An 11,821-nucleotide genomic window follows, 5' to 3' on the forward strand; every position below is an offset into this window, starting at 1 on the left:
CCACCCCTCAGGGTGGCGGAATGCCCGCCTGCGCGTGATCGGCGCCAGGCGGGCATTCCGGCATCAATTGGGTTTGCGCTCGCCCTTGGCGTCGAAGCTGAAGTCGCCCAGCAGGCGCTCCATCTCTTCTTCCAAAGTCAGCCGCCGCTCGGGGGCCTGATCGCCCGTGGCGGGTGCATCCGGGGCCGAATCGTCCTCGGTCTCGCGGTCGGCGCGCGTCTCGGGTTCCACCCGCGCCGGTTCCGGCATCGGGCGCGGGGAGGCCGCCGGCTCGCGGCTGGGGGCGTCGATCGACGGGGCGGGGGCCGGTGACGGCTTCGCATCCTCGGCCTTGGCGACGACCGGGGTCGGCGCCTGCGGCCAGGTCGACGCGCCGGGGGAACGCGAGGTGGCGTCGACCTTCGGCACGTCGCGGGATTCGGGCGTGCGCTCCGGCCGGTCCGTCACGGGTACATCGACCGCGGGAGCCGGGGCATTGTCACGCGGCGGAGCGACATCCTCGTCGCCGTCATCATCACCGAAATCGGTATCGAGTTCGGCCGACAGGAAATCCTCAAGGCTCGGGTCGGCGCGTTCGGCCTCGATGGCGGGGGCTTTGGCGGGCTCAGATGCGGAGGCAGCCGGCGCTTCCGGTTTTGCGGCCGGCGTTACCTCCGGTTTCGGCGCTTCCGGCTCGGGGGCCGGCGATGCGACCGATGGGGCCGGGGAGGCAGCGGACGCGGTGGCGGCGGTCGCAGCGCCGCGGCCAGTTGCCGAAGCCGGGGCCGCCGAAGCCGGCCGAGGCGTCGGCGCGGGGGTGGCAGGCGTTGCCGGCGGCGGCATTTCAGGCGGCGCCTTGCGCTGCTGGATGGCGCTGGCGAAGCTGCGGACCGACAGGGGCTGGCGCGCTGCCACCGGGGAATCGGCGGGCTCGACGGCGATCGCCGGCGCGGTCGCGTCCTGAACCCGCGAGAATTCCGGCGACTGCGAGCGGTTCATCTGGGCGCGCAATTGCGTGCGGGCGGTCTCGGAATCGGGCGTCGATGGCTCCGGCTGGCTTCTGGCCGCAGCAAAGCGCGGCTCGACGCGGCTGCCGGGGGCCGGGCCGGCGGCCGTGTCCTGTTGCGCGGTCGCAGGGCCGATGTCGGGCGCACGCGTGGCCGTCGGCGTCGCCATGGAGCGCGGCTGGGTCACCGGGCGCGCCGCAACGGGTGCCCTGGGCGGAGCGGGCGGCGCCACCGGTTCCGGCATGGCGGCGGCCGCGGGACGCCTGCTATCCGGCGACGGGCTGTCGACCGCAACGGACGCGGCGGCACCATTTGCGGCGGCACCTGTTGCGGCTGTGGCCAGGCCGGCAGCGGCCAGCGGCGACGGCGTTGCCACCGGCGGGGGCGAGCGACGGTCGTTCGCCTCGGCGGAGGGCGCGTCGGCGGACCGGGCTTCGGCGCGTTCGGGCGACGTCGGCTTCGTCTCGCGCGGGGCCGGCGCGTCGATCCGCGGCTCGGGCGCCCGGGCCCGTTCGGCGACGGAGGGGAGCTCCGGCTCGTGGCGATGGTTCCTGGCGAAGCGCTCCTCCTCGATCTCGTCGGAGCGCGAGGTGTTCCAGTCGCCATGCGGACGCGCGGCGGCCGGCACCCGCAGGATGTTGCCCTCCAGCAGGACGTCGTTCTGGCCGCCGATGAGGATCAGGTGCTCGATCTCGTCGCGGCGCACCAACACCAGCTTGCGCTTTTCGTCGATGCGGGTGACGTCCATCACCGCCAGACGCGGCGCGCGGCCCTTGAACTGGGTGCCGATCCGTCCGCCGAAGGCCTTCTTGGCGAGAACGATCATCGCCATCGCCAGACCACAGACGATGACGGCGACGATGGCCACCCAGACGATCGGCGCGAGGCCTTCCCCGACGAGATCGACGATCCACTGCGGCATGGGGCGGGCTTCCTTCTACTCTGGGCGGAGGAGCACGCCCGATTTCACATTTGGGGCAACCTTCCGCGGGATGAACCCCATGGGCAAGGGCAACGCCAGCTTGGACGTTCATAAAGCGTTGGACGGCGCGCGCGAAGGCGTCGCCGGGATTTTCCGCGGCCACAGGCCGAATAAAAGCACCCTGGGGCACTCTCGCGTCGAATCTGCTTTTGATTCATAGTCATGGCGGCGCGGACAAGGAGCGAATCACGATGGATGGAGGGGCGACGACGGGGTCTGCAGACCGGCCGCTGATCGACAGGGCCACGGCAGCCTCGGGCGTCAGGCGCCTTCTGATGCTGGGCGGCTCGCTGATGGTGCTGGCGGCGCTGCTGGCGCTTCTGGGCAACGCCTATGGCGGCATCGCGCTGCTGATCATCTTCGGCGGCCTCGCCATGGCCGGTCTTGCGGCGATCTTTGCGACCGCGCTGGGCTTCGTGCAGTTCACCGGCCGGATCGCCGAAGCCTCCATCGCCAAGGATTTTCTCGATACCGCCCGCACCGGCATGCTGATCCTCGATCGCAAGGGCCGGATCATCTACGCCAACAAGGCCTATGGCGAGATCACCGGCGCCACCAGTGCCGCCGGCGTGAAGACGCTGGAGCGGCTCCTGGCGCGCGAGACCGAAGCGTCCGAGGCGATCTACCACCTCGCCAATCTGGCGCGGGAAAACCGCACCGGGCAGCGCGAGTTCCGCCTGCCGCGCAGCCTGTATGACAGCACCGACCCGACGCCGCACTGGTACCGCGCCTCGGTGCGCCCGCTGAACACCTCGAACGGCACGCTGCACGCCTGGCAGATCCTCGACATCACCTCCGAGCGCAAGCACCAGGAGAGTTCGTTCCAGGATCTACAGCACGCCATCGACTATCTCGACCGCGCGCCGGCCGGCTTCTTCGCCACCGACGGCAATCTGAAGATCGGCTATCTCAACGCCACCTTGGCCGACTGGCTCGGCGTCGATCTGGTCGAGTTCCGGCCGTTCAGCCGCTCGATCCTGGAATTCGTGCCCGAGGCCTCGCATCCGCTCCTGACCCTGCCGCAGGACAGCGCCGATGCGCAGGACACCACCGCCATCGACCTCGACCTGATCACCAAGTCGGGTCGCAGCCTGCCGGTACGGCTCCTGCGCAAGCCGGTCGCCGACGACGTGGCCGCGCCGGGCACGGTGCGCACGCTGGTTCTCAACCGCAGCGGCGACAACCATGCCGCCAGCCCCGTCGAGGTCGCCGAGGCCCGCTTCACCCGCTTCTTCAATTCCTCGCCCATGGCGATCGCCGTCCTCGACCGGCAGGGCCGCGCGGTGCGCTCGAATGCGGTGTTCCGGCAGATCTTCGGCAACGAGGCGGCGAACGGCACCGCGGCGATCGAATCCAGCATTCTGGCGGCCGGTCGCGACGGCTTCCATCAGGCGCTCGGCTCGGCCATGGAAGGGCAGGCGGGCGTGCCGCCGATCGACGCCGAGATCGAGGGCGAGCGGACCCGCGCGGTGCGCTTCTATGTCAGCCCGATCCCGAATTCGGGGTCGGACACCGAAGAGGTCGTCATTCTCTACGGCGTCGACATCACCGAGCAGCGGGCCCTCGAGGAGCAGTTCGCGAAGAGCCAGAAGATGCAGGCCATCGGCAATCTGGCCGGCGGCATCGCCCACGATTTCAACAACGTCCTGACGATCATCACCGCCTCGGTCGACTTCCTGCTGCTCAACCACCGCACCGGCGATCCCTCGTTCCAGGACCTGTTGCTGATCAAGCAGAGCGCCAACCGCGCCGCCTCGCTGGTGCGCCAGCTGCTGGCCTATTCGCGCCGCCAGACCATGCGGCCGAAGATGCTGAACCTGACCGACGTGGTCGCCGACATGCATCTCCTGCTCAAGCGGGTCAGCGGCGACCATGCCAAGCTGGAGCGCCATCATGCGCGCGACCTGTGGCCGGTCATGGCCGATATCGGCCAGTTCGAGCAGGTGATCACCAACCTGGTGCAGAACGCCCGCGACGCGATGCCGGACGGCGGCACCATCACCATCTCGACCCGCAACGTCGAGGCGGCGGAGGCCGCGGCCTTCGGCTACGCGGAAATGACCGAGGGCGATTATGTGCTCGCCGAGATATCCGATACCGGCACGGGTATGCCGGTCGAGGTCGCCGAGCGCATCTTCGAGCCCTTCTTCACCACCAAGGACATCGGCAAGGGCACCGGCCTCGGCCTCTCCATGGTCTACGGCATCGTCAAGCAGTCGGGCGGCTTCATCTTCGTCGACACCAAGCCCGGCGAGGGCACGACCTTCCGCATCTTCCTGCCGCGCCATATCCCGGCGCAGGTGACGGCGGCCAAGAGCGATGCCGTCGCCGCGCCGGTCAACGCCAAGGTCGACCTGTCGGGCACCGCCTCGATCCTGCTCGTCGAGGACGAGGACCATGTGCGGGCCGGCAATGTGCGTGCGCTGAAAATGCGCGGCTACGACGTCCACGAGGCAGCGTCCGGCATCGAGGCGCTGGAGGTGATGGAAGAACTCGACGGCCAGATCGAGCTCGTCGTCTCCGACGTTGTGATGCCCGAGATGGACGGCCCGACGCTGCTGCGCGAAATGCGCAAGACGCGGCCGGAGCTGAAGTTCATCTTCGTCTCCGGCTATGCCGAGGATGCCTTCGCCAAGAACCTGCCCGAGGGCGAGAAGTTCGGATTCCTCGCCAAGCCGTTCTCGCTGCGCGAGCTGGCCGTGGCGGTCAAGAACATGCTCGACGAATAGGCTTCCAGCCGCCCCGGCGGCTCAACCCTGCCGGGCGACTGCGATGCGGGCCGCAAGCCGGGCATTCGCCTCGACCAGCGCGATATTGGCCTCCAGCGAGCGACCGCCGCTGAGCGTGAAGATGCGGGCGAGGAGGAAGGGCGTCACGGCCTTACCGGTAATCCCCTCCGCCTCGGCATCGGCGAGCGCCTGGGCGATCCAGCCATCGACCTCGCCGCGATCGATCGCCAAGGCTGCGTCGAGCGGATTGGTCACCAGCATGCCGCCATCGATGCCAAGACTGTCGCGGGCGGCCTGGAAGCCGGCGATTTCGGCGGCGCTGTCGAGGCGCAGCGGCACCGGCAGCCCGGAGCTGCGCGACCAGAAGGCCGGCAGATCGTCGGTGCCGTAGCCGACCACCGGAACGCCTTTGGTTTCCAGCACTTCCAGCGTCTTCTGCAGATCGAGAATCGCCTTGGCGCCGGCGCAGACGACGATCACCGGCGTGCGGGCCAGTTCTTCGAGATCGGCGGAAATGTCGAAGCTCGTCTCTGCGCCGCGATGGACGCCGCCGATGCCGCCCGTGGCGAAGACGCCGATGCCGGCGAGCGCACTGGCGATCATCGTGGCGGCGACCGTGGTCGCGCCGGTGCGGCCGGTGGCCAGCGCATAGGCGAGGTCGGCGCGCGACACCTTCAGAACGTCTTTTGCGGTCGCAAGGGCCGTGAGTTCGGCGGGCTCGAGGCCGATCCGCAGGCGGCCGTCGAGGACGGCGATGGTCGCCGGCACGGCCCCTTCCTCGCGGACGATCGCCTCGACCCGCTCGGCCATGGCGAGATTGCGCGGATAGGGCATGCCGTGGGTGATGATGGTCGATTCCAGCGCGACGATCGGCGCGTTCGAAGCAAGCGCGGCGGCGACATCGGCAGAGGCCGTATAGGGCAGGGCAGTGGTCAAGACGCAGGCTCCGGTGCGCGGGGATCATGCAGTGCGGCGACGCCCTCGGCGATCCTCCGCGACAATGCGTCCGGGGATAACGGATCCGACGAAATCCGCAACGAGGCGGCGACGATGCCGGCGCGCACGGCGTCGAGCCAGGGCGTGCCGGCGCACAAAGCCGCAAAGGCGGTGCCGGCCAGATTGTCGCCGGCGCCGGTGATGTCCTTCGGAACGACGGTGGGCGGCTGCTGCAGGAGGACGGTCTCGCCGTCGATGATCATCACCTCGCGCGGACCATCGGTCACCACGGCGCGGTGGACGCCGAGCTCGCCCAGAAGTTCGGCGATCAGCTGCGGGCTGGTGCCGGTGGTCGCCTCGACGAGGCTGGCGGCCTCGGCATAGGAGAGGAACAGCGCCGAGATATTGGCGAGCGATTCCTGCAGGCGGCCGATCTTGGCCGGCGAGACGCCGATGGCGCCGACCGGCTTGCCCGCCGCCTCCCGGGTGATCGTCGCGATCGCGCCGGACGGCAGGTTGGCGTCGACGAGGACGCCGTCGGCCTTGCCGATCGCCGCGCGCACGGCGCTCTTGGTGAACAGCCGCGGCACCAGGAGGTCGTAGAGCGCCATGTCGGCGATGCCGGCGACGAGTTCACCCTTGTCGTCGAGAACGGCGGTGTAGGTGGGCGTCATGCGGTCGAGCCAGGTGACCGACAGGTCGGTGACGCCGAGGGCGCGGATCGCGTCGGTGACGCGGCGCCCGTCCGGGTCGCCGCCGCGGGCGCTGTGCAGGCTTATCGTCGCCCCGGCCTGGACCATGGCCTGAACCGCGTTGAAGGCTGCGCCGCCGGGGCAATCCACCAGCCGCCCGGGATTGGAGGCCTGCGGGATGAAGGGCGCGTCCGAGATCGCGCGCCGGTCGATATGGGCCGCGCCGGCGACATAGATCAGGGGGGCGGTCATGGGCGGGCTCTTCATCAAAACTTCAGAAATTCATCGCCGGGAAGCGATTCGCGGCAGCGCGCGGAAACGGAACAAACCGGGATCGGAGACTTGCGGAACGGGAACAAAAAGAGTACATGGTGATGGTGCGGCTCGTCATTGCACCCCCGTCCAACGCGTGGAATAAGGTCTCGTCTCTCATGGCACAGAATTCACTCAGGCTTGTCGAGGATAATTCGTTGGACAAGAACAAGGCGCTCGACGCCGCGCTGTCGCAGATCGAGAGAGCCTTCGGCAAGGGCTCTATCATGCGGCTCGGCGAGAACGAAAAGATCGTCGAGATCGAGACCGTTTCCACCGGCTCGCTGGGCCTCGACATCGCGCTCGGCATTGGCGGCCTGCCGAAGGGCCGTGTCGTCGAGGTCTACGGCCCGGAAAGCTCGGGCAAGACGACGCTGGCACTGCACACCATTGCCGAAGCCCAGAAGAAGGGCGGCGTCTGCGCCTTCGTGGATGCCGAGCACGCGCTCGATCCGGTCTATGCCCGCAAGCTGGGCGTCGATCTGGAGAACCTCCTGATCTCGCAGCCGGACACCGGCGAGCAGGCGCTGGAGATCACCGACACGCTGGTGCGCTCGGGCGCGATCGACGTGCTGGTGGTCGATTCGGTCGCCGCGCTGACGCCGCGCGCCGAGATCGAGGGCGAGATGGGCGATTCGCTGCCCGGCATGCAGGCCCGGCTGATGAGCCAGGCGCTGCGCAAGCTCACTGGTTCGATCTCGCGCTCCAAGTGCATGGTCATCTTCATCAACCAGATCCGCATGAAGATCGGCGTCATGTTCGGCTCGCCCGAGACGACGACGGGCGGCAACGCGCTGAAGTTCTACGCTTCGGTTCGCCTCGACATCCGCCGCATCGGCGCGATCAAGGACCGCGACGAGGTCACCGGCAACCAGACCAAGGTCAAGGTGGTCAAGAACAAGCTGGCGCCGCCGTTCAAGCAGGTCGAGTTCGACATCATGTATGGCGAGGGCGTCTCCAAGACCGGCGAACTGGTCGATCTGGGCGTGAAGTCCGGCATCGTCGAGAAGTCGGGCGCGTGGTTCTCCTACAACAGCCAGCGGCTGGGGCAGGGACGCGAGAACGCCAAGTCGTTCCTGCGCGACAATCCGGCCGTCGCCGACGAAATCGAGACGCTGATCCGCCAGAATGCCGGTCTTCTCGCCGAGCAGCTTCTGGACGATACCGGCCCGGGCGACGATTCCGACGCCTGATCGGCGACGGCAGCACGACATGCGCGACGGCCTGCCCTTCCGGGTGGGCCGTTTCGCGTTGGGGGGTCTGATGGACAGGGCGAGCGGGCCTCTGTACAACGCGCCTTTGCCCGAGGCTGACGGCGTGCGCGCCGCGGCGACGGGCTCTTCCCCGCAGGTATTCCGAAGGTCGCATTCATGAGTGGCGTCAACGAAATCCGGTCCGCGTTCCTCGACTATTTCGCGAAGAACGATCACGAGCGGGTGGCCTCGTCGCCGCTCGTTCCGCGCAACGACCCGACATTGATGTTCACCAATGCGGGCATGGTGCAGTTCAAGAACGTCTTCACCGGCGTCGAGACGCGGCCCTACCAGCGCGCCGCGACCTCGCAGAAATGCGTGCGCGCCGGCGGCAAGCACAACGATCTCGACAATGTCGGCTACACCGCCCGGCACCACACCTTCTTCGAGATGCTGGGGAATTTCTCCTTCGGCGACTATTTCAAGGACCGGGCGATCGAACTCGCCTGGAATCTGATCACCAAGGAATTCGCGCTGCCGGCCGACCGCCTCCTGGTCACGGTCTATTCCGAGGACGAGGAAGCGGCGTCTTTGTGGCGCAAGATCGCCGGCCTGTCCGACGACCGCATCATCCGCATCTCGACCTCCGACAATTTCTGGGCGATGGGCGAGACCGGCCCGTGCGGCCCGTGCTCGGAGATCTTCTTCGACCATGGCGAGGGCATTCCCGGCGGGCCTCCGGGCAGCCCGGACGAGGATGGCGACCGCTTCATCGAGATCTGGAATCTCGTCTTCATGCAGTTCGAGCAGCTGAGCGCCGACAATCGCGTCGAGCTGCCGCGCCCGTCGATCGACACCGGCATGGGGCTGGAGCGCATCGCGGCGATCCTGCAGGGCGTCCACGACAATTACGACATCGACCTGTTCAAGGCGCTGATCGCCAGCGTCGAGGCGACCATCGGCTCGCGCGCCGAGGGTGACAGCGTCGCCAGCCACCGGGTCATCGCAGACCACCTGCGCTCGACCGCCTTCCTGATCGCCGACGGCGTCCTGCCCTCGAACGAGGGCCGCGGCTATGTCCTGCGCCGGATCATGCGGCGGGCCATGCGCCACGCCAAGATGCTCGGGGCACGCGAGCCGGTGCTCTACAAGATGCTGCCGACGCTGGTCGCCGAGATGGGCCGCGCCTATCCCGAGCTGGTGCGGGCCGAGGCGCTGATCTCCGAGACGCTGAAGCTGGAGGAGCGGCGCTTCCTGCAGACGCTCGACCGCGGCCTGTCGCTGCTGACCGACGCGACCGAAGGCATGGATGCCGGCGCCAAGCTGTCCGGCGAGACCGCCTTCAAGCTCTACGACACCTACGGCTTCCCGCTGGATCTGACCCAGGACGCGCTGCGCCAGCGCGGCATCGAGGTCGATCTCGACGCCTTCAATACCGCCATGGAGCGGCAGAAGGCCGAGGCGCGCAAGAGCTGGACCGGCTCCGGTGAAGCCGCGTCCGAGACGATCTGGTTCCCGATCCGCGAGCGCGTCGGCGCGACGGAGTTCCTCGGCTACGACACCGAGCGGGCCGAGGGCTCGGTCATGGCAGTGGTGCGCAACGGCGCCGAGGTGCCGGCAGCGGGTGCCGGGGACGAGGTGGCCATCATCCTGAACCAGACGCCGTTCTACGGCGAATCGGGCGGCCAGCTCGGCGACACCGGCATCATGCGCGGCGACGGCGTCGAGATCGTCATCGCCGACACGCAGAAATTCGCCGACGGGCTGTTCGTCCATCGCGGCAAGGTGAAGTCGGGCACGGTGAAGCCGGGCATGCCGCTGGACCTGATCGTCGATCATGGCCGGCGCACCAAGATCCGCGCCAACCATTCGGCGACGCATCTGCTGCATGAGGGCCTGCGCGAGATCCTCGGCAGTCACGTCGCGCAGAAGGGCTCGATGGTCGCGCCGGAGCGGCTGCGCTTCGACTTCTCGCATCCCAAGCCCATCGAGGCCGCCGAGCTCGCCGAGGTCGAGCGGCTGGCCAACGGCATCGTCCTGCAGAACGCCCCGGTGGAGACTCGGCTGATGGCGGTGGATGACGCCATTGCATCGGGCGCCATGGCGCTGTTCGGCGAGAAATACGGCGACGAGGTGCGGGTCGTGTCCATGGGCACGGGCGAGGAAGGCGAGAAGGCCGGCAAGACCTTCTCCATCGAACTGTGCGGCGGCACCCATGTGAATGCCACCGGCGACATCGGCCTCGTCCATATCCTGGGCGAGAGCGCGGTCGGGGCCGGCGTGCGCCGGGTCGAGGCGCTGACCGGCCAGGCGGCGCGGGATCATCTCCTCGCGCAGGATGCCCGCGTCCGGCAGATGGCGTCGATCCTCAAGGTCTCGCCGGCCGATGCGCCGGCGCGCCTGGAAGCGGTGGTCGAAGAGCGGCGCCGGCTCGAGCGCGAACTGGCGGAAGCCCGCAAGCGGCTGGCGCTGGCCGGCGACGGGGCGAGCGGCGAGGGTGGTTCGGCGTCGAAGGTCGTGGCCGGGGTCGGTTTCGTGGGCCGTGTGCTCAACGGCGTTGCCGGCAAGGATCTGAAGGGCCTGGTGGACGAGGCCAAGACGCAGCTGGGCTCGGGCGTCGTCGCCTTTGTCAGCGTCGATGCCGGCAAGGCCAGCGTCGTCGTCGGCGTGACGGCGGACCTGACCGACCGTTTCGACGCGGTGGCGCTGGTGCGCGAGGCGAGCGTCGCGATCGGCGGCAAGGGCGGCGGTGGCCGGCCCGACATGGCGCAGGCCGGCGGTCCCGATGCCGACAAGGCCGACGCGGCCATCGCTGCCGTCGAAGCGGCGATCGAGGCCGCGGCGGGCTGAGGCCGACCGCACATGGCTATCGAGGATCAAGGGGCGCCGCGGGCGCCCCTTTTGCGTTCGTGCCAGTTTGCCCGTGCCGGTCTGCGTCTGTCTGGGGACCGTGAGCGGCTCCGCGTTCGTGCCAGCGCGCCCCGACTGACCCTGCGAGCGGCGTCGCCTCCCGTCTCCCCATACGAGAACGCCCGGCGGTGAGGCCGGGCGTTTCGTCATTCAGCTGTCGGGCTGGCGATCAGGCCATGGCCTTCTGCAGGTTCTCGTCGACCTTGTCGAGGAAGCCGGTGGTCGACAGCCACGGCTGGTCCGGACCGATCAGCAGCGCCAGGTCCTTGGTCATGTGGCCGCTCTCCACGGTCGACACGCAGACCTTCTCCAGCGTCGAGGCGAACTCGGCGAGGGCGGCGTTGTCGTCGAGCTTGGCGCGGTGGGCGAGGCCGCGGGTCCAGGCGAAGATCGAGGCGATCGAGTTGGTCGAGGTCTGCTCGCCGCGCTCATGCTGGCGGTAGTGGCGGGTGACGGTGCCGTGGGCGGCTTCCGCTTCCACGGTCTTGCCGTCCGGCGTCATCAGCACCGAGGTCATCAGGCCGAGCGAGCCGAAGCCCTGGGCCACGGTGTCGGACTGCACGTCGCCGTCGTAGTTCTTGCAGGCCCAGACATAGCCGCCCGACCATTTCAGGTTGGAGGCCACCATGTCGTCGATCAGGCGGTGCTCGTAGGTGATCTTGGCGGCCTTGAACTTGTCCTCGAACTCGGCCTCGTACACCTCCTGGAAGATGTCCTTGAAGCGGCCGTCATAGACCTTGAGGATGGTGTTCTTGGTCGACAGATAGACCGGGTAGCCGCGCTGCAGGCCATAGTTCAGCGAGGCGCGGGCGAAGTCGCGGATCGACTCGTCGAGATTGTACATGGCCATGGCGATGCCGGCGGCCGGGGCGTCGAACACCTCGTGCTCGATGGTCTCGCCGTCTTCGCCGACGAACTTGATCGACAGCTTGCCCTTGCCGGGGAACTTGAAGTCGGTGGCGCGGTACTGGTCGCCATAGGCATGGCGGCCGACGATCACCGGCTGGGTCCAGCCGGGCACCAGGCGCGGCACGTTCTTGGCGATGATCGGCTCGCGGAAGATGACGCCGCCGAGGATGTT

The 11,821-nt window shown here is 68.5% G+C and carries 7 protein-coding genes; 3 read left to right on the forward strand and 4 right to left on the reverse strand.

Annotation, left to right across the window (positions count from 1 at the left end):
• Positions 1-63: 63 nt before the first annotated feature.
• Positions 64-1,908, reverse strand: coding sequence for a hypothetical protein (locus ACEQX1_RS13120; RefSeq protein WP_370195423.1), 1,845 nt, complete (start codon positions 1,906-1,908; stop codon positions 64-66).
• A 251-nt stretch (positions 1,909-2,159) separates the two neighbouring features.
• Between ACEQX1_RS13120 and cckA the strand changes: the two genes are divergently transcribed.
• Positions 2,160-4,697 carry a cell cycle histidine kinase CckA gene (gene cckA / locus ACEQX1_RS13125; protein ID WP_370195422.1) on the forward strand — a complete coding sequence of 846 codons (2,538 nt, stop codon included), beginning with the start codon at positions 2,160-2,162 and terminating at the stop codon, positions 4,695-4,697.
• 21 nt (positions 4,698-4,718) lie between these two features.
• Here cckA and ACEQX1_RS13130 read toward each other — a convergent pair whose 3' ends face one another.
• Positions 4,719-5,633 carry a pseudouridine-5'-phosphate glycosidase gene (locus ACEQX1_RS13130; protein WP_370195421.1) on the reverse strand — a complete coding sequence of 305 codons (915 nt, stop codon included), beginning with the start codon at positions 5,631-5,633 and terminating at the stop codon, positions 4,719-4,721.
• Positions 5,630-6,577 carry a PfkB family carbohydrate kinase gene (locus ACEQX1_RS13135; protein ID WP_370196903.1) on the reverse strand — a complete coding sequence of 316 codons (948 nt, stop codon included), beginning with the start codon at positions 6,575-6,577 and terminating at the stop codon, positions 5,630-5,632. Before ACEQX1_RS13135 ends, ACEQX1_RS13130 begins: the two co-directional genes overlap by 4 nt.
• 179 nt (positions 6,578-6,756) lie before the next feature.
• Between ACEQX1_RS13135 and recA the strand changes: the two genes are divergently transcribed.
• Together recA and alaS are read left to right on the forward strand one after the other, a co-directional pair.
• Positions 6,757-7,830 carry a recombinase RecA gene (gene recA / locus ACEQX1_RS13140; protein ID WP_009209020.1) on the forward strand — a complete coding sequence of 358 codons (1,074 nt, stop codon included), beginning with the start codon at positions 6,757-6,759 and terminating at the stop codon, positions 7,828-7,830.
• A gap of 177 nt (positions 7,831-8,007) precedes the next feature.
• Complete coding sequence (gene alaS, locus ACEQX1_RS13145) at positions 8,008-10,680, forward strand: alanine--tRNA ligase (protein WP_370196904.1); 2,673 nt, start codon at positions 8,008-8,010, stop codon at positions 10,678-10,680.
• Between the two features lie 229 nt (positions 10,681-10,909).
• Here the strand turns inward: alaS and ACEQX1_RS13150 are convergent.
• The coding region (locus ACEQX1_RS13150) for an NADP-dependent isocitrate dehydrogenase (protein WP_370196905.1) at positions 10,910-11,821 on the reverse strand (912 nt) is incomplete at its 5' end.

Origin of the sequence: Aurantimonas sp. (assembly GCF_964217435.1) — a bacterium.
In the GTDB taxonomy this organism is placed as follows: domain Bacteria; phylum Pseudomonadota; class Alphaproteobacteria; order Rhizobiales; family Rhizobiaceae; genus Aurantimonas; species Aurantimonas coralicida.

Bases quoted from the DNA above. Each gene is read 5' to 3' on its own strand.
- ACEQX1_RS13120 (WP_370195423.1), bottom strand. From the start codon at position 1,908: ATGCCGCAGTGGATCGTCGATCTCGTCGGGGAAGGCCTCGCGCCGATC.
- cckA (WP_370195422.1), top strand. From the start codon at position 2,160: ATGGATGGAGGGGCGACGACGGGGTCTGCAGACCGGCCGCTGATCGAC.
- ACEQX1_RS13135 (WP_370196903.1), bottom strand. From the start codon at position 6,577: ATGACCGCCCCCCTGATCTATGTCGCCGGCGCGGCCCATATCGACCGG.
- recA (WP_009209020.1), top strand. From the start codon at position 6,757: ATGGCACAGAATTCACTCAGGCTTGTCGAGGATAATTCGTTGGACAAG.
- alaS (WP_370196904.1), top strand. From the start codon at position 8,008: ATGAGTGGCGTCAACGAAATCCGGTCCGCGTTCCTCGACTATTTCGCG.